19 protein-coding genes and 1 pseudogene are annotated in these 17,265 nt (G+C 67.1%); 9 read left to right on the top strand and 11 right to left on the bottom strand.

What is annotated here, in order from left to right; genetic code table 11:
- Nucleotides 1-120: 120 nt before the first annotated feature.
- The 4 genes from HWW87_RS21745 to HWW87_RS21760 form a co-directional block, all read right to left on the bottom strand.
- Nucleotides 121-945, bottom strand: coding sequence for an OmpW family outer membrane protein (locus tag HWW87_RS21745; protein WP_175822078.1), 825 nt, complete (start codon nucleotides 943-945; stop codon nucleotides 121-123).
- Between the two features lie 71 nt (nucleotides 946-1,016).
- Nucleotides 1,017-2,270 (bottom strand): DUF2957 domain-containing protein, encoded by a 1,254-nt coding sequence (locus HWW87_RS21750; protein ID WP_175822079.1) that lies wholly within the window; start codon nucleotides 2,268-2,270, stop codon nucleotides 1,017-1,019.
- 71 nt (nucleotides 2,271-2,341) lie between these two features.
- Complete coding sequence (locus HWW87_RS21755) at nucleotides 2,342-3,940, bottom strand: DUF2957 domain-containing protein (protein WP_175822080.1); 1,599 nt, start codon at nucleotides 3,938-3,940, stop codon at nucleotides 2,342-2,344.
- 617 nt (nucleotides 3,941-4,557) lie between these two features.
- Nucleotides 4,558-4,854: a cupin domain-containing protein gene (locus HWW87_RS21760; protein WP_175822081.1), complete on the bottom strand. Its 297-nt coding sequence runs from the start codon at nucleotides 4,852-4,854 to the stop codon at nucleotides 4,558-4,560.
- Between the two features lie 412 nt (nucleotides 4,855-5,266).
- Here HWW87_RS21760 and HWW87_RS21765 point away from each other — a divergent pair, with 412 nt between their 5' ends.
- From HWW87_RS21765 to HWW87_RS21780, 4 genes are all read left to right on the top strand, one after another.
- The gene (locus tag HWW87_RS21765; protein ID WP_175822082.1) at nucleotides 5,267-6,211 is read left to right on the top strand and encodes an ABC transporter ATP-binding protein; all 945 of its coding nucleotides are present in this window, start codon (nucleotides 5,267-5,269) and stop codon (nucleotides 6,209-6,211) included.
- 3 nt (nucleotides 6,212-6,214) lie between these two features.
- Nucleotides 6,215-6,976, top strand: a complete 762-nt coding sequence (locus HWW87_RS21770; protein WP_006481964.1) for an ABC transporter permease — start codon at nucleotides 6,215-6,217, stop codon at nucleotides 6,974-6,976.
- A 161-nt stretch (nucleotides 6,977-7,137) separates the two neighbouring features.
- Nucleotides 7,138-8,562, top strand: a complete 1,425-nt coding sequence (locus HWW87_RS21775) for an MFS transporter (protein WP_175822083.1) — start codon at nucleotides 7,138-7,140, stop codon at nucleotides 8,560-8,562.
- Between the two features lie 14 nt (nucleotides 8,563-8,576).
- Nucleotides 8,577-8,717, top strand: a complete 141-nt coding sequence (locus tag HWW87_RS21780; RefSeq protein WP_175822084.1) for a hypothetical protein — start codon at nucleotides 8,577-8,579, stop codon at nucleotides 8,715-8,717.
- Between the two features lie 41 nt (nucleotides 8,718-8,758).
- On the opposite strand, the gene HWW87_RS21785 is transcribed toward HWW87_RS21780, so the two are convergent.
- The gene (locus HWW87_RS21785) at nucleotides 8,759-8,989 is read right to left on the bottom strand and encodes a hypothetical protein (protein WP_174430966.1); all 231 of its coding nucleotides are present in this window, start codon (nucleotides 8,987-8,989) and stop codon (nucleotides 8,759-8,761) included.
- A 224-nt stretch (nucleotides 8,990-9,213) separates the two neighbouring features.
- On the opposite strand from HWW87_RS21785, the gene HWW87_RS21790 reads away from it, so the two are divergent.
- The 4 genes and pseudogenes from HWW87_RS21790 to HWW87_RS21805 all read left to right on the top strand — a co-directional run bounded on the left by HWW87_RS21790 (nucleotide 9,214) and on the right by HWW87_RS21805 (nucleotide 11,754).
- Nucleotides 9,214-9,645 (top strand): YciI family protein, encoded by a 432-nt coding sequence (locus HWW87_RS21790; RefSeq protein WP_175822085.1) that lies wholly within the window; start codon nucleotides 9,214-9,216, stop codon nucleotides 9,643-9,645.
- A 91-nt stretch (nucleotides 9,646-9,736) separates the two neighbouring features.
- A complete protein-coding gene (locus tag HWW87_RS21795; protein ID WP_175822125.1) occupies nucleotides 9,737-10,561 on the top strand; it encodes a DinB family protein in 825 nt (274 codons plus the stop codon).
- Nucleotides 10,558-10,713 (top strand): annotated as a pseudogene (locus HWW87_RS21800) (alpha/beta hydrolase); the annotation flags it as partial. The gene HWW87_RS21795 and the pseudogene HWW87_RS21800, both read left to right, overlap by 4 nt.
- A gap of 165 nt (nucleotides 10,714-10,878) precedes the next feature.
- Nucleotides 10,879-11,754 carry an alpha/beta hydrolase family protein gene (locus tag HWW87_RS21805; RefSeq protein WP_175822086.1) on the top strand — a complete coding sequence of 292 codons (876 nt, stop codon included), beginning with the start codon at nucleotides 10,879-10,881 and terminating at the stop codon, nucleotides 11,752-11,754.
- Nucleotides 11,755-11,926: 172 nt separating this feature from the next.
- On the opposite strand, the gene HWW87_RS21810 is transcribed toward HWW87_RS21805, so the two are convergent.
- Together HWW87_RS21810 and HWW87_RS21815 are read right to left on the bottom strand one after the other, a co-directional pair.
- Nucleotides 11,927-12,157 carry a hypothetical protein gene (locus tag HWW87_RS21810; RefSeq protein WP_175822087.1) on the bottom strand — a complete coding sequence of 77 codons (231 nt, stop codon included), beginning with the start codon at nucleotides 12,155-12,157 and terminating at the stop codon, nucleotides 11,927-11,929.
- Between the two features lie 207 nt (nucleotides 12,158-12,364).
- Complete coding sequence (locus HWW87_RS21815) at nucleotides 12,365-13,264, bottom strand: hypothetical protein (RefSeq protein WP_175822088.1); 900 nt, start codon at nucleotides 13,262-13,264, stop codon at nucleotides 12,365-12,367.
- 78 nt (nucleotides 13,265-13,342) lie between these two features.
- Between HWW87_RS21815 and HWW87_RS21820 the strand changes: the two genes are divergently transcribed.
- Nucleotides 13,343-13,681, top strand: coding sequence for an XRE family transcriptional regulator (locus HWW87_RS21820; RefSeq protein ID WP_175822089.1), 339 nt, complete (start codon nucleotides 13,343-13,345; stop codon nucleotides 13,679-13,681).
- 460 nt (nucleotides 13,682-14,141) lie between these two features.
- On the opposite strand, the gene pqqE is transcribed toward HWW87_RS21820, so the two are convergent.
- The 4 genes from pqqE to pqqB are packed head-to-tail and all read right to left on the bottom strand — an operon-like array spanning nucleotide 14,142 to nucleotide 17,206.
- Entirely contained in the window at nucleotides 14,142-15,281 is a 1,140-nt protein-coding gene (gene pqqE, locus HWW87_RS21825; RefSeq protein ID WP_175822090.1) for a pyrroloquinoline quinone biosynthesis protein PqqE, read from the bottom strand.
- Between the two features lies 1 nt (nucleotide 15,282).
- The gene (pqqD, locus tag HWW87_RS21830) at nucleotides 15,283-15,564 is read right to left on the bottom strand and encodes a pyrroloquinoline quinone biosynthesis peptide chaperone PqqD (protein WP_006480620.1); all 282 of its coding nucleotides are present in this window, start codon (nucleotides 15,562-15,564) and stop codon (nucleotides 15,283-15,285) included.
- On the bottom strand, nucleotides 15,561-16,280 hold the full coding sequence (pqqC, locus tag HWW87_RS21835) for a pyrroloquinoline-quinone synthase PqqC (RefSeq protein ID WP_175822091.1): 720 nt from the start codon (nucleotides 16,278-16,280) through the stop codon (nucleotides 15,561-15,563). The genes pqqD and pqqC overlap by 4 nt, the downstream gene beginning before the upstream one ends.
- Nucleotides 16,281-16,282: 2 nt before the next feature.
- Nucleotides 16,283-17,206 carry a pyrroloquinoline quinone biosynthesis protein PqqB gene (gene pqqB, locus HWW87_RS21840; protein WP_175822092.1) on the bottom strand — a complete coding sequence of 308 codons (924 nt, stop codon included), beginning with the start codon at nucleotides 17,204-17,206 and terminating at the stop codon, nucleotides 16,283-16,285.
- Nucleotides 17,207-17,265 lie beyond the last annotated feature (59 nt).

A 17,265-nucleotide genomic window follows, 5' to 3' on the forward strand; every position in this document is an offset into this window, starting at 1 on the left:
TGAACTGCCCCCTCTCTTCACAAATGGCGGCACGCCGCCAGGAACGCGACCTTCCGGCCGGAACGATCCGGCCAGCCGGTCGCAGGAAGCCGCCGGCGCGCGTCATGCGCGCCGGTCGGCTCAGAACTTGTAGGAAATCCCGACGAACGTGATCAGCGGGTCGGCCTTCAACTTCGTGCGCGTGGTCGCGAGCGTCGAACCGTCGGCCGCCTTGATCACCAGCGACGAGTAGGTCTTCAGCGGCATGTACGTCAGCGTCGCCGTGAGCCCCCAGTGCTTGTCGATCGCGTAGCTCGCGCCGACGTTGTAGACCGGCGTGAACGACGACGACGCCTTGCCCTCCACCGACGTCGCGCCCGGCTTGCCGGCGCCGGCCGCGAGCACGCTGCCGAGGTTCTCGTTGATGTCCTTCGCGAAGTTGCCGTTCAGTTCGATGTTGCTGAACCAGCTGTAGGCCACGCCGATCCCGACGAACGGCCGGAACTTCGCCGTCGGCGAATTGAAGTAGTACTGCAGGATGACCGTCGGGCTCCACTGCCGCGCGTTTTTCACGGCCGGCTGGTTCGCCGACTTGTCCATGTCGACGTTGCCGAGCGAGCCGGCCGGGCCCGGCGGCCTGATCACGCCATGGCCCGTCAGCGTGAACTCGGGCGGCACGCCGAGCACCGACGTCACCGCGATGTGATCGGTGAAGAAGTGCGTGAGCGTGAGGCCGACCGTATCGGCGTTGTTGACCGTCAGGCTCGTACCCGGTGACGTGAACGAACCGGGCAGACGCAGCGGCCCATTGATCGGCATGCTCGCGAGATTCGTCGTCAGCCCGTTGGTCGAATCCTGCGGCATGATGTGCAGCCAGCCCAGCGTCGCGACGTTGTCGCCCGCCTGCTGGGCCGATGCGAGCGTCGAGGCGCCTGCGACGACACCCGCGACAATCAGCTTCTTCATGAAGTCTCCCCCTCATTCTGTCCGGACGCCGCGCATTCGCGCGCGGCGCCGCCGTGTCTCCATCCCTGCGGTCACTGCACGAACGCGCCGACCGTGAAGTACGGGTTGCGCGTATCGGCCATGTCGAGGAACCCGAACACGCCGCCGGTAAACACGAACTTGCCGGTCGCCGGCCCCGACGCCGCGTCCGCGTGCACCGTCGTCACGACGCCCGGCACCTTCTGCGTGTAGTCGAGGTTCAGCGCGCGCGTGAGCGCGGCCTGCGACGCGTTGAACGGATCGAGCAGCGTGGCCTGCGCACCGACGAGTGCGGTCGCGCGGTAGTTGAACGCGCTGTCGACGCCCGTGTACTCGCCGTCCTGCGAACCCTGCGTAATCGCCGTCTGCGGGCTCAGGAACGAGATGCCCGATTCGTCGTCCGCGCTGGGCGGCCCTTGCGTGAGGTCCGCATTCGCGGCGCCGGTGCGGATGAAGACCGGCACGAGCTGGTTGCGCAGCTTGCCGACGATCAGGATCCCCTTGCCGGCCTTCGCCGGATCGAGCGCGGCAAGCGTCGGCGGAATCTGTGGCTGGTAGTTCAGCGACTGGAATGCCGGCGCATCCGGGCGCAGCGTGAACGGCTGGTTCACGGTCGCGCTCGACGCAAGCGGCTGCCCGCCATTCTTCTTGCCGAAGTTGTCGGTTTCCGTATAGCTGCCGTCCGCGTTGATCGTCACCTTCTGGTCGAGCGCCACCGGCTGGAAATTCTGCGACGGCACCTGGTGATAGCCGAGCTGGTTGTACGTGCCGGCGATCTTCGTCAGGTCGGTTTCCAGCGACGAGAAGCTGATGAACGGGTAGTACGGGAACGTCGTCTTCGTGATCTTGCCGACGCCGATCACGCCGTCGAACTGGATCGTCGCGCCGGGGATCGCGCCGCCCAGCACGCCTTCGCCGAGGAACAGCCGCGCGGGCCGGCTCGGGTCGAGGCTCGCGTTCTGCATCCGGAACGTGCACTGGTTCAGCTTCACCGTCGGCAGCCCCGTTTCGTCGGCCAGCGTGCCGTCGACCACGTTCGCGGGCGCCGTGTCGCGGGTCGGCTGCACGGTGCCCGTCGTGGTCGGCACCGGCGATGCGAGGTAGGTCATCCGGTACGTCATCTTCGTCGTGTCGAGCTGCACTTTCACGAGCTCGCCCGACCCGGAGCCGCCGACGAACACCGTGTTGTAGTCGATCGTCTGCGGGCACAGCCGGACCGCCGGCGCGGGCGGCGGGTCGCCGTCGCCGCCGCATGCGGCCAGCACGGGCGCGAGCGACGCCGCGGCCATCCACTGTTTCAAATTCATAGGAATCCTCTTGAAATTCGATTCGCCGGCGGCAACGCATGCGCCGCCGGTGTGACATGTTCAATGCAGGGTTACTGGACGAACGAGCCGACCGTGAAGAACGGGTTGACCTTGCTGTTGTTGACGACCATCGCGTAGACGTTGCCGGCCGTCACGAGCCAGCCGGTGTCGCCCTTGCTGAAGATCGCCACGTTGCCGTTCGCGCCCTTCGCGTTGAAGTCCTGCGTGGCCGTGACCTGGATCTTGCCGGGCGTGGCCTGCGTATAGTCGAGCGCGAACTGCGAGGTGACCGACGACGTCTGCGGATCGATGAACGCCGCGGTACCGCCCTGGAACAGCGTGGACGTGTAGTTCGCGGCCAGCGTCGACACCGCGGTGCCGTCGTTGCAGCTGCCCGCTTCCGAATAGAAGGCGTTATTGGCAAAGATGCCGGGCAGGTCAGGGTGCGGCACGCTCGGGTCGAAGCTCGGCCCCGCCGACGCCAACTTGTTCCCCTGGCCACTGGATGTCACGATGCCGCATGCGGAGGCACTGGTCGCGCCGATGTAACCGCCCTTCAGGGCGTTCGCGGCAATCGCTTTCGTCGACGACAGCATCGAGATGCCGACTTCGGCATCGGCGACCGATGCGAACAGATTGACCGTATCGACGTGCGTGTAGCCGACACGAATCACGATTGGCACAAGGACGCCGTTCAGCCTGCCGACGATCATGATGCCTTTCGCCTGACTCGGTGCAATGATCAGCGTCGAGCCCTGCCCCGCAATCGGATACCCCTGCCCCACGGCCGGGTTGCTCACGAATACATTGTCTGCCGAGCCGTCCGCGTTCTTGCGCTGCGACCACGGCGTCCCGGTCGTCTGACACGAGTAGTCGCTGCCCGTCGTGATCGAACACGAGCCGTCCGCATTCAACGTCTGATTCCAGTTGACGACGTCGGATTCCCAGCCGACCGCGCCGGTCGGGCTCTGACCATCACCGCCGATGGGCGACAGATGGATGCCGACCTCGTTGTAGTTGCCCGCCACTTTCGTGAAGTCGGTTTCGGTGTCGGTGAAGCCGATGAACGGATAGAAATCGAAGGTGCGCGACGGTACGACGCCAAGCGTGACGCCCGGCAGCAGCGGGATACCGGCGAACGCGATCGTCGCCCCCGGGATCCCGCCGCCCACCACGCCGTTGCCGACGAACAGCATCGGCGGGTCCGCGCGGTTGATCGTCACCGAATACGCGCCGTCGCTCGTCACGCCGCTGTCGAGCACGAACGCGCAGCGGTTCTGCTCGGCCGTCGGGAGATTGGTCGGATGATGGAACGCGCCGTTGATCGTCAGGCCCGCGCGCGTGGTGTTGACTTGCCCTGCCGACGTCGGCACCGACGATTCGATGAACTGCATCTGGTAGGTGAGCTTCGTCGTGTCGAACTTCACCTTCACGTACTCGCCGCTGCCGGCGCCGCCCGTATACGTCGTCGTGTAATCGAGCGCGTCCGGACACAGCTTCGTCACGACCGGCGGTGTGGTTTCGGCGCCGCTCGGCCCGCATGCGCTGCCCGAGCACTGCGGCACGTTGATCGGCCCCGGATCGTCGCCGCCGCCGCAACCGGCGACGAACGGCAGCGCCAGCACCGCGCACGACAGGATCGCCTTCCGCCATTCAGGAATGCAAATCATCAACCCCTCCTTTTCAGGTACGACAAGTCTCGTCCGGCCGGGCTGCATGGCCCGCCGGTTTGGTATCGCGCCGCCGCACGAATGCGCGGCGCATGACATGCACGCAGGACTGCCGCGAGGCCGGTCAGGCACATGCGGCACATGCCGCGGCGGCAGACGAACGCGCTCCCGCAGCGCCGTCATGCGGCACGGCGCTGTCGGAACGATCGAAACGGAAAGTGGCTTGCCGCTACGCGGCGAGGTGACGATGCAGGCGTGCGACCTGCATCGCGCCTGCATGCAGCGAAAAATCGGAAAACGGCAGTCCCGCTGGCCCTGCGGATAGGCGTCTCATGGTTTGGTCTCCATCCGTACGCTTGATTCGTTATCGTGATGCGTCGTGTGTCGAGACTATGATCGGACCATTCGCGCAAGTAAATGGATGCAGAGTTCCAAACGACTGGAGCCGCGCGATCCTAGCGTTTATACGGCATTTAACAGAGTTTCAAACAGCCTTCATTTTATTTGCTCAGACAAATACCCGGACCGTAGAACACGCGTTTGAACGGCAACCGCCAAGCCGCGCCGAGCCAAGCCGGCCGGCCTTCAGCAGCCCGCACGCGTGCTGCGGCGCACCCTCAGACATCGATGATCGCGAGCGTGCCGTGGCTGCCGGGCAGCACCGCGTGGCGCGTGCCGGCGCGCGCGAGATACATCTGCCCGGCCCCGACCACGACCGTTTCCGCCTCGACCTCGAGCATCAGCGTGCCGTCGAGCACCAGCAGCCCTTCGTTGTAGTCGTGCACTTCCGCTTCGTAAGGCTGCGCGTCCATGCGCAGCACCTTGATGCGAGCCGGCCCGACTTCGCCGACGATCGTGGATTGCCACGCGATAGCCTGTGCATCCGCCACGGATTTGAAATCAATCAAAGACATGCGCCCCACTCCGTATCGCCGAGAAAGGAACGCATTATCGCGAGCGCCACGCATGCCGTCCCGGTACGGCGCGAGGGCCGGCGGGCAGCACAGTCGGGCGGCAACGTGATCGCCGTCCGATTCACGGGAAACGATCCGGATTGTTCGCGTTACTCAAATAAATCACCGGATTATTGATCGATACCACCGAAATTCACACAAATCCGGCACCAGCAGGACCCGGCCTTTCCATCAGAATGCATTTCGATCTGCCGATTGCTAATATGGCGGTCCCGCGATCCCGCACCACAATACCGTTCGACATGACGCCCGTTCGCCATGCCGTCCCCGGTCCCGGCCGCTTCGCAGCGGCGGCGGCGCCGGGCACGCGCGGCGCCCGCCGTCGCGCCGGGCGCCCGTGCCATCCGTGAGCATGCAACCGATCCTTTCCGTCTCCGATCTCTCCAAGACTTACGCGTCCGGCTTCCAGGCGCTGAAGCACGTGACCCTCGACATCCGCCCCGGCGAGATCTTCGCGCTGCTCGGGCCGAACGGCGCCGGCAAGACGACGCTGATCGGCTCGATCTGCGGCATCGTCACGCCGACCGAAGGCCGCGTGACGGTCGGCGGCCACGACATCCGCGATCAATACCGCGCGGCCCGCGAAATGATCGGCCTCGTGCCCCAGGAGCTGACCACCGACGCGTTCGAAACCGTCTGGGCCACCGTGTCGTTCAGCCGCGGCCTGTTCGGCAAGGCGCCCGGTCCCGCGTACATCGAGAAGACGCTGAAGGCGCTGTCGCTGTGGGACAAGCGCGACAACAAGCTGATGACGCTGTCGGGCGGCATGAAGCGCCGCGTGATGATCGCGAAGGCGCTGTCGCACGAGCCGCGCATCCTGTTCCTCGACGAACCGACGGCCGGCGTCGACGTCGAGCTGCGCCGCGACATGTGGAAGCTCGTCGATTCGCTGCGCGAAAGCGGCGTGACGATCCTGCTGACCACGCACTACATCGAGGAAGCCGAAGAGATGGCCGACCGGATCGGCATCATCCTCGGCGGCGAGCTCGTGCTCGTCGAGGAAAAGCGCGAACTGATGCGCAAGCTCGGCAAGAAACAGCTCACCGTGCAGCTCGAGCAGCCGCTCGCGGACGTGCCGCCCGCGCTCGCGCCGTTCGGGCTCGAACGCACGGAAGACGGCGCCGCGCTCGTCTATACGTACGACTCGCAACGCGACGACGCGAGCATCGCGAAGCTCATCAATGCGCTCGGCTCGGCCGGCATCGGCTTTCGCGACCTGCACACGACGCAGAGTTCGCTGGAGGACATTTTCGTCAGCCTGATCGACAACCGCCGCAACGGCTTGCAAGGAGCCTGACGCATGAACTGGCATGGAATCCGCGCGATCTACCGCGCAGAAATGGCCCGCACGCGCCGCACGCTGATGCAGAGCATCATCGCGCCGGTGATCTCGACGTCGCTGTATTTCGTCGTGTTCGGCTCCGCGATCGGCTCGCGCATCAGCGACGTGAACGGTATCGGCTACGGGTCGTTCATCGTACCGGGCCTCGTGATGCTGTCGCTGCTGTCGCAGAGCATCTCGAACGCGTCGTTCGGCATCTACTTCCCGCGCTTCACCGGCACGATCTACGAGATCCTGTCGGCGCCCGTGTCGTACTGGGAGATCGTGATCGCGTACGTCGGCGCGGCCGCGTCGAAGTCGATCCTGCTCGGCGTGATCATCCTCGCCACGGCCGGCCTGTTCGTGCCGCTGCACATCCTGCATCCGTTCTGGATGGTGCTGTTCCTCGTGCTGACGGCCGTTACGTTCAGCCTGTTCGGCTTCGTGATCGGCATCTGGGCCGACAGCTTCGAGAAGCTGCAGCTCGTGCCGCTGCTGATCATCACGCCGCTCACGTTCCTCGGCGGCAGCTTCTACTCGGTCGACATGCTGCCGCCCGCGTGGCGCGTCGTCACGCTGTTCAACCCGATCGTCTACCTGATCAGCGGCTTCCGCTGGTCGTTCTACGGGATCGCCGACGTGCACGTGTGGATCAGCCTCGCCGCGACCGCGCTGTTCCTCGTGATCCTGCTCGCGATCGTCGCGTGGATGTTCCGCACCGGCTACAAGCTGAAGAATTGACGCCGGCCGGCGTCACGCGCGCCGCCCGCCGATGACGCATTTGGGCAAGCAGGCGGCGCTTTTCCTCTGATGCGGCAGTTTGTGGTCGCGTCTACTGAATACGAAGCATCGGGGCCCTGGAGCATGCGCTGCACGGCCCCTTTTTCATTTCAGAGGACGCCATGCCCGCCGCCACCGCTCCCGCCTCCGCCGCCGCCCGGCTCGAACGCCTGCCGTTCTCCGGCTATCACAAGCGGATCTTCTTCATCATCGCGATCGCGTTCTTCTTCGACTCGGTCGATCTCGGCACGATGACGTTCGTGCTCGGCTCGATCCGCAAGGAGTTCGGGCTGTCGACCGCGGCCGCCGGCCTCGTCGCGAGCGCGAGCTTCTTCGGGATGGTGCTCGGCGCGGCCGTGGCCGGCCTGCTCGCCGACCGTTTCGGCCGCCGGCCCGTGTTCCAGTGGAGCATGGTGCTGTGGGGCGCCGCGTCGTACCTGTGCTCGACCGCGCAGAGCGTCGACGCGCTGATCGTCTACCGCGTGCTGCTCGGCATCGGGATGGGGATGGAGTTTCCGGTCGCGCAGACGCTGCTGTCCGAATTCGTGCCGACCGAGAAGCGCGGCCGCCTGATCGCGCTGATGGACGGCTTCTGGCCGCTCGGCTTCATCACGGCCGGCATCGTCGCGTATTTCGTGCTGCCGCAGTTCGGCTGGCGCACCGTGTTCGCGCTGCTCGCGATTCCGGCCGTGTTCGTGCTGGTCGTGCGCCGCATCGTGCCGGAATCGCCGCGCTGGCTCGAACATGCGGGCCGGCACGCGGAAGCCGACACGGTGATGCACACGATCGAGGCGAAGGTGATGCGCTCGGCCGGCGTCACGACGCTGCCGCCGCCGTCGCGGCTCGCCGAACCGGCCGCCGCGCGTGGCCGCGGCGCGCTGCGCGAGATCTGGAGCGGCGTGTACCGCCGCCGCACGATCATGGTGTGGCTGCTGTGGTTCTTCGCGCTGCTCGGCTTCTACGGCCTCACGTCGTGGCTCGGCGCGCTGCTGCAGCAGGCCGGCTTCGAAGTCACGAAATCGGTGTTCTATACGGTGCTGATCTCGCTCGGCGGCGTGCCCGGCTTCCTGTGCGCCGCGTGGCTCATCGAACGCTGGGGCCGCAAGCCGACCTGCATCGCATCGCTGATCGGCGGCGGCGTGATGGCGTACGCGTACGGCCAGAGCGCGCTGTACGGCGGCAGCACGACGCTGCTGATCGTCACGGGCCTCGCGATGCAGTTCTTCCTGTTCGGGATGTGGGCGGCGCTGTACACGTACACACCCGAGCTGTACGGCACCGGCGCACGCGCGACGGGCTCGGGCTTCGCGTCGGCGATCGGTCGCGTCGGCTCGCTGATCGGGCCTTACGTGGTCGGCGTCGTGTTGCCGGTGTTCGGCCAGGGCGGCGTGTTCACGCTCGGCGCGCTGTCGTTCATCGCGGCGGCAATCGCCGTATGGACGCTCGGGATCGAGACGAAGGGGCTCGCGCTGGAGCAGCTGGCGGCAGGCGATGAAGCGGGCGGCAACGGCCGGTATCCGGCGGCGGCAGCGGACGAGGCGTCCTGATCGCGGGGTTGGCTTTGAGCCCGATTCAGGCCGGGCGGGCGTTCACCGCCGTGCCCGGCCTGCTGCGCGAATCGACCGGCTTCGCATCCGGCGCGCACGACATTCCACGCGTGCTCGCCGGCGCGATCGCTCACTGCGAAGCCGCCGCCGCGTAGGCCGCGGCAGCGGTCATCCGGCAGGGGTGCAGCGAGGCCCGTCAGGCGTCGGCGACGACGAACTCTTCGGCCGCCTTGCGCTGGACCGCGGCCAGCACGGCCAGTTCGCGCTTGCTGCGCGTGTCGCCGGACACGACGCCCGTCGCATGCTTCGCCTTCGCTCCCAGCGGGAAAAAGACGAACGACGCGCCGGCCGGGGCCGCCGGCTCCGCGCGCAGGCGTTTGTTCAGGATTTTCAGGTACTTCTTCTTCGACACTTCCTTAGCAGCCATGGCGTCCTCCGCGTACACGTGATGCGGATCAGCATACCAGTTTTGCCGATGCACTCCGTGACAACGGAACGGCCGCGCGGTGCTCCCACCGTTCCGACCGCGCGTGAAAATTTTTCGTCCGCGATGTCGATTTGCGTCGCCGTCGCGCGTCGTATTGTCGTAACCGATCGTTTTGCCATCGCACCGCCGGCAAACGCCCTCTTCCCGTTCAAGGAGATACGACAATGCGCGTCATGGTCATCGTCAAAGCCACCGCCGATTCCGAATCCGGCCGGATGCCCGACACCGAACTCATGGCCGAAATGGGCCGCTTCAATGAAGCACTCGTGAAAGCCGGCATCCTGCTCGCCGCCGACGGATTGCACCCGAGCAGCCGCGGCAAGCGCGTGCACTTTTCCGGCAAGAACCGCGCCGTCATCGACGGCCCGTTCGCCGAAACGAAGGAGCTCGTCGCCGGCTACTGGCTGTGGCAGGTGAAATCGATGGAAGAAGCCGTCGAATGGGTGAAGCGCTGCCCGAACCCGATGCCCGGCGACTCCGACATCGAGATCCGCCCGTTGTTCGAGGCTGAGGATTTCGGCGACGCATTCACGCCCGAGCTAAAGGAGCAGGAAGCGCGGATGCGTGCGGAAGTCGACGCCCGACAGAAGCCCTGAAACGGCCGGCGGGCGGCGAAAGCCGCCTCGCACGCACCCGGAGGAACCGGTTGACGGAGCCCCGCCGAGTAACGTATCGTTTTGTCACGTTATTCGGCAGGGCTCCGTCACGCATTCCCGTTTCGACCGTTTCCGCCTGACCGCGCTCGGCGCCCAGCTCGAAGCGCTGATCGAGCAGCCCGAGCGCTATCTCGAGTTCGCGGCGCTGTCGCGCGTCGGCGTCGCCGCGATCGGCGCGATCCAGGACGAGATCGCGCGCACCTTCCCCGAAGTCGAAGCCGACACGACGGCCCGCCAGTTCTGCGGCGCGATGGTCGCCGACGTCATGCGCCGCCACGGCCATGAGGTCGTGCAGGCGCGCGGGCGGCTCGGCGGTGCGCTGTTCAGCTATGGCGCGGTATTCAGCGCGTACCCGCACCGGCTGCCGTTCGCCGACGTCGTCGCCGCGCTGGCTCGCATGCCCGCCCGGCTCGCTGCCTGTGCGGCGCACGTGCCGGCGGGGCTGGCCACGCGCCGCCCGGCCGGCACCGGCTTCTCGCTCGTCGAACATGCGTGCCACCTGCGCGATCTCGATGCGGTGTTCGCCGCGCGCATCGACGCCGTGCGCACGGCCGAGCTGCCCGTGATCGAGTCCGTCGACGGCACCGCGCTCGCCGCGCAACGCGACTATCTCGCGCAACCGCTCGATCTCGCCGTCGCGGCGTTCGGCCGCGGCCGCGCCGCGCTGTGCGCCACCGCAGCCGCGCTGGAACCGTCGCAACTCGCACGCTGCGGGCTGCGCGACGGCATCCGCCGCATGTCGCTCGACGAACTCGTGCGCGAGCTGCTCGACCACGACCGCACGCACGTGCTCGAACTCGACGAACTGCTCGCCGAACTCGAATTGCCGCCCCTGCCTTCAGCGGCGGCCGCATGATCCCGCCCACGCCCGTCGTCTTCATTCACGGTTTCATCGGCACGTTCGACGTGCGCGGATGGAACGGCCCGCATCTCTGCCCCGACCTGCTCGGCTACGGCGCGCATCGCGCCATGCCGCCCGACGCGATCTCGCTTGCCGCGCAGGCCGAGCGGCCCGACGCGTTGCGCGCCGCCATCGAACGCATCGTATGCAAGCCGTCTGCCTGACAACCCGTAGGATTCGCCGAAATATGGTTGAAAGGCGCGGTTGCTAGAGTCGTCGGAACAGGGTTTTCCCGGCCTCCGGCCGGACTGGGTCGACACATGCAAGGATCGATGCGCCTGGCACGTACCTTCTGGCTGCTTCTGCTGCTCGCCGTCACGAGCCCTGCGTTCGCGTTCCACGCGCGGGTCGTCGCGATTCCGAGCGCCGCGATGAGCGAAACGCTGAAGGCCACCATCGTGCTGCCCGACGACTACGCACGCGACAACCACGGCGAACGCTATCCGGTCGTCTATCTGCTGCACGGCTCGGGCGGCGACCATACCGACTGGACGTCGAACACGCACATCGCCGCGCTGGCCGACCGCTATCGCGTGATCCTCGTGATGCCCGACGGCGGACATGAAAGCTGGTACATCGACAGCCCGTTCGATTCGGGCAGCCGCTACGAGACCTTCATCGGCGATGAAGTCGTGTCCTATGTCGACCTGCATTTCCGCACGATCGCGGCCCAGCACGCGCGCGCGATCACCGGGCTCAGCATGGGCGGCTTCGGCGCACTGCGCATCGCGCTCGACCGGCCCGACACGTTCGGCGCGGTCGGCAGCATCAGCGGCGCGGTCGATCCGCGCTGCTGCACGGACGAGCCGGGCATCGCCCACGTGTTCGGCGATCCCGACCGCCATCCGTCGTTCTGGAACCGCAACGTGATCGCCGAAAGCGCGCGGGCGTTCGTGCGCGCGCATCTCGACCTGACGATCGATTGCGGCCGCGACGATGCATTCGTCGACTCGAACCGCACGCTGCACGAACGGCTCGTCGCGCTCGGCGTGCCGCACGACTATGCGGAGCGGCCGGGCGGCCACACGTGGGATTACTGGGCGAATGCGATCCGCTACCAGATGCGGTTTTTCGCGACGTCGTTCCAGCATCGCGGCTACGCGTCTCGTGCCGCGCCGTCCGCGCCGGGCATGACGCGCGCGGGCTGACGCACGGCTCCCCCTTTACAGCGGCGATCCGGCCGAAGGCTGCAAGGCCTGACGTCGGAAATCGAAACGGGATGACGCAACGGGGTGACGAACCGACATGCCCGGCATGCGCGCCCGGCAAGAAGATGAACGCGCGTCGCCCGACGCGCGAAAAAGAGAAACGACGAAGCCGTCAGTTGTCGTGCGTGGTGTCCGCGCCGACGATGCGATCGAAGAATTCCTGTGCCCGCGCCAGCTCGTCGAGCGCGCGATCGAGACGCGACATCGCGCGTGCGTATTCGACCGACGAGCCGTCGTCGTCGCTTTCGCCGCGCACCGCGCGAAACGCCTGATCGACGTTGCGCGTCGCTTCGACGAAGCGTTGTGCGGCCCGGGCTTCCCGCGAACAGATGTGGGTCGACATCGACACTCCTCCCTCAGGATTGCAGTGTGAAGCACGCCGACGCTCAGTGTGCGTGGTGCGCATGTCGGCGGCATGAACCACGACCCGTCGCGTGTCGACGCATCGGCCGCCGCGCCGCGCGCTTCGTGCCGATTGTCCCTCCGCGCTCGCCGATCCGCTACGGCGAGATTGCAACAAATTCTTGCGCGAACGACTTCGCGCGTGTCGTCACGCGCGCCCGATGCGCGGATGCGCGAGCCCCGCGAACGCGGCCGCCTCGCCCGGCGACAGGTCGAACAGATCGCCGGTGAGATCGCGCGGATGCTCGGCCGCCGGCCGGTTGCGCAGGCGCGCGGCATGCGTGGGCGCCACATACGCGGCCGCCGTTTCGAGCGGCGGCACGTCGAACAGATCGCGCGTGACGCCGCGCACGGCGTCCGTCGGCGAACGGCCGCGCAGGCGCGCGACCAGCTCGACGAAGCGATCGAAATCGCCCGCGCGCGTGGCCTTGTTCACTTCCGCGAGATCACGTGCCTTCAACACGCACGGCTGCGCAAGCCGCACGAAATACGGCGCCTCGAGCTCGACCGACAGCGCGAGCGGATAGCTCTTGCCCGTCTGCTCCTTCGCCCGCCCGATGCAGTCGACCACGGCCGCGCCCTGCGCGGCGCCCAGCGGCCTGCCGGTGCTCACGCTGCGCAGATGGTCGGGAAACACGCGCAACTGCGTGCCGACCGTCAGCGCGGTGGACGACGCGCACACGAGCGCGTAGTGCTGCTCGCGACGCCGGCCCGACGGTAACGTCGAACGGCTGGCGATGAACGTATGCGGCGGCAACGGCCGCACCTGCCCGCTTGCGTCGACCCAGGCATTCCACAGCAGCGCGTCCTTGCGCTCACCCGCGCGCGGGCGCGACGCGACCGGCGAAAACAGCGCGAGCAGCGAGCCCGTGCGATGCGCGGCGACTTGCGCGCTGCTGCCGAGCGGCTGGTTGATGCCCCACAGAAAACGCCCGCCCCCGAGCCGGCGCTCCCATTCCTTGCGGAGCACGACGGTCGGCAGTTCCTCGCCGGACTCGGTACCGATCTTGGTCCAGCAGAACGTGGGTGGGAGGTGTTTCAGTGTCATCAACTTTCTCGGGATCCAGCCTCGCTGCTGACAGCAAGCCCATTCAACAGCCGTAACTGTATAGGTATAATGCATCGCATGGAAGCCCCGGACCAAGATTTTCCCGTTCAAGACCTGTTGCGCCGCCTGATGGCAGATACACGCTCGTCCAGCGAAATCGCGCGACTTTCCGGGGTCAGCCAGCCAACCGTGTCGCGCCTTCGGCTGTCGAACGGGTGCCGGCTGCGCCGCAGCGCGCCATTCAACAAGCTATGCAGTTTCTATGGTGTCGATGCGGAGCCGTCGCGCCGCCGGTACAACGACCTGCTGCGCGACGCGATCGTCGACGCGTGGGACGGCTCGGACGAACACGGGCGTGCGCTGCTGGTCGTGATTCAGGGGCTGAAGGATTTGCAGGCAAAGGCCGATGACGGGTGATGCCGCGCAAGTGCGCTGTCATTCATCGAGATTGAACGTGATCGGCACGCGGGCCCGCATCGGCGACGGCGCGCCGTTCTCTGCATGCGTCGCGCAGCGGCTCGCCAGCACCGCGCCGCCGTATCGAGACGCGGATAGCCGCTGCCGGTCACGACACGCGCGGCGACCACCCGCTCTGCCGCATCGGCATCCAGTTCGACGAGCGCGGTGCCGTGCGCAACGACAGCCAACGCGATGCGCATGCCACGCGAGCCGGCGCGATCGTCGACGACACTGCGTACCCCGCTCGTCTGTCGCATACCGAAAGCAGCGATCCGCGTCACGCGTTCCGTCCAGCGTCTAGCCGTTCTTGCATACGCAAATCGTTCAGGAGAGGTGAAGAGGACTGCCTATCGCTTGTCCCGACATCCATCGCGTCGCGCTGTCTCACTCGCCCGGCTTTCGTCCTGGCCGTGCCCCCTCAGCCGTCGCACGCCGCGCCGCATTGCGCGAGCGAATTCTCCTTGCTGCGGAAAACCAGCGGCTGTTCGTCGCTCGGCGCGCGACGTCGCGCGAACTGCACGGCCTGTTCGACCTGGCCGTGATGGGCGGACTTCGCGCACACCGGATCGGCCTCCTTCGGATCGCCGGCCAGCAGGTAGGCCTGGCAGCGGCAACCGCCGTGATCCGCATGCCGCTCGTCGCACGTGCGGCACGGCTCGCGCATCCAGTCGTCGCCGCGAAACGCGTTGAACGCATCGCTGTCGTACCAGATTTCCCGTAGCGACCGGTCGCGCACGTTCGGCAGCGCGAGCCCCGGCAGCGACCGCGCGGCATGACACGGCAGCGCGGTGCCGTCCGGTGCGACGCCGAGGAACACCGAGCCCCAGCCGTTCATGCACGCCTTCGGGCGGCGCTCGAAATAGTCGGGCACGACGAACAGGATCTTGCAGCGCTCGCCGATCAGCTTGCGATAGCGGTTGACCGTTTCCTCGGCCTCGCGCACCTGCTCGACGGTCGGCATCAGTTGGTCGCGATTGAGCATCGCCCAGCCGTAGTACTGCGTATTCGCGAGCTCCAGGTAATCGGCGCCGAGATCGAGCGCCATCTCGATGATCTGCCCCACGTGCGGCAGGTTGTAGCGATGCAGCACGCAGTTGAGCACCATCGGGTAGCCATGCGCCTTGATCAGCCGCGCCACGTCGCGCTTCAGTCCAAACGTGCGCGTGCTGGTCAGGAAATCGTTCAGCTCGCGCGTCGAATCCTGCAGCGACAACTGGATATGGTCGAGCCCGGCGGCCTTGAGCCGCTCGATGCGCGCGACGTTCAGCCCGATGCCCGACGTGATCAGGTTCGTATAGAAGCCGAGCCCGCGCGCATGCGCGACGAGCGTCTCGAGGTCGCCGCGCTGCAGCGGCTCGCCGCCCGAGAAGCCGATTTGCGCGGCGCCGAGCGCGCGCGCATCGCTGATGACCGTGCGCCATGCGTCGGTGTCGAGTTCCGCGCCGTGCGTCGCGAAATCGACCGGGTTGTAGCAGAACGCGCAGTGCAGCGGGCAGCGGTACGTGAGTTCCGCGAGCAGCCACAGCGGCGCGGACGGACGGGAAGTGTCGGGCGTCATGTCAGTCCAGCCAGCCGCGCAGTCGCGCATGATCGAGGAAACGGTAGACGTCGGTCGCGAGATCCGATTGCATGAACAGGCGCTCGAGTTCGCCGATGATGTCGTCCAGTTCGCGCGTGCCGTCGCAGCGCGCGAGTATCTCGCCCGCACTCGGGTTGAGCTTGACCATGCCCTCCGGATAGAGGAGCACGTACGCATCCTGGGCCGCCTCCCATTGCAGGCGGTACATGCCCCTGAGGCAGGGGCGCAGCGGCACGCCGCTGGCGGCTTCGATCGCGTTCATAACGGGTAGGCCTTTTCGACGGCGTCGAGCATCGACCACAGGATGTCGAGCTTGAATTGCAGAATGCCGAGCGCGCGCTGCTGCGCGTCCGGTGTCGTGAAATGCGCGAGCGTGACCGCGAGCCCATGCTCGACGTCGCGCTGCGCGAGCGGCACGCGGCTGCGGAAGTAATGCAGCCCGGCCGGCTCGATCCACGGGTAATGCGACGGCCAGCCCGCGAGCCGGTCGAGATGGATCTGCGGCGCGAACATCTCGGTCAGCGACGAGCACACGGCTTCCTGCCACGGCGCGCGCCGCGCGAAGTTCACGTACGCATCCACCGCGAAACGCACGCCGGGCAGCACGTGTTCGAGCGACCACAGTTCGGCACGCGTGAGGCCGCATGCCTCGCCGAGCCGCACCCACGCCTCGATGCCGCCTTCGTTGTCGCCCTGCCCGTCGTGGTCGATCAGCCGCTGGATCCAGCGGCGCCGCGTGTCGCGGTCGGGGCAGTTCGACAGGATCGCCGCATCCTTGAGCGGGATGCAGATCTGATAGTAGAAGCGGTTCGCGACCCAGCCGCGGATCTGCGCGGGCGAACAGGCGCCGCTGTTGAGCCGCCGGTTGAACGGATGATGGATGTGATAGCGCGATTCGAGCGCACGCAGGCGCGCCTCGAATTCGGTCGCGGTCCAGGGCGTCGCGTGCAACGCCGTAGCGGGGATCGGTGCGTTCATCGTCAGACCTGGAATTGCATGCCGTCGTGTGCGACGTCGATGCCATGCGCGCGCAGCTGCGCGTGCTCGACGGAATGCGGATCGAGAATCGGGTTCGTGTTGTTGATGTGCGTGAGCACCTTGCGCGTTCGCGCGGGCAGCCTGTCGAGCCAGTCGATCATGCCGGGCCGCCCGGCTTCCGCGCACTGCGCGAGATGCCCCATGTCGGCCGCGTGCTTGCCCGACAGGCCGAGGTCGATCATCTCGGTCCCGGTCCAGAACGTGCCGTCCACCAGCACGAGATCGGCGCCGTCCATTGCCGCGCGCACGTCGTCGGTGACGGACGCGAGCCCCGGCGCATAGAACGCGCGCCGCCCGCTCGCGACGTCCTCGATCGACAGCGCGATGTTGTCGCCGGGCGCGGCCGACGCGCGTCGCGGCGAATAAGGCGGCGGCTTGCTGTCGACGGCGATCGCGGTGAAACGGATCCCGCTCGCCGCCGGCACCGCGAACGGCTCGCCGGGCACGATCGTGTGCGCGGCGACGCCGCAGTAATGGCCGAGCAGCGGCACGAGCGGCAAGCCGGTCGACAGGTCGTCGAGCACCGGCGCGCTCGCGTAGAGCGGCAGCGGCGTCGAGCGCTCGCGCAGCATCAGCAGGCCCGTCACGTGATCGATCTGCGCGTCGCACAGCAGGACGGCGGCGATGCCGCTGTCGCGGATCGCGCGCGCCGGTTGCAGGTCCGGATCCGCGCGCAACTGGGAAAGAATGTCGGGCGACGCGTTGACGAGCACCCAGTCGACGCCGTCGTCGCTGACCGCGATCGACGACTGCGTGCGCGGCAGCACGTGGCCGCTTCCGCTGCGCGCACGGCGGCAGTTCGCGCAATTGCAGTTCCATTGCGGCAGCCCGCCGCCGGCTCCCGAGCCGAGTATCTTGATCTTCATGGGCGTCAGCTCCCGAGGCCGCCCGCGCCGACCACGGCGAAACGGGCGGCACGCACGGC

It is taken from the genome of Burkholderia sp. BCC0419, assembly GCF_902830285.1.
GTDB lineage: Bacteria > Pseudomonadota > Gammaproteobacteria > Burkholderiales > Burkholderiaceae > Burkholderia.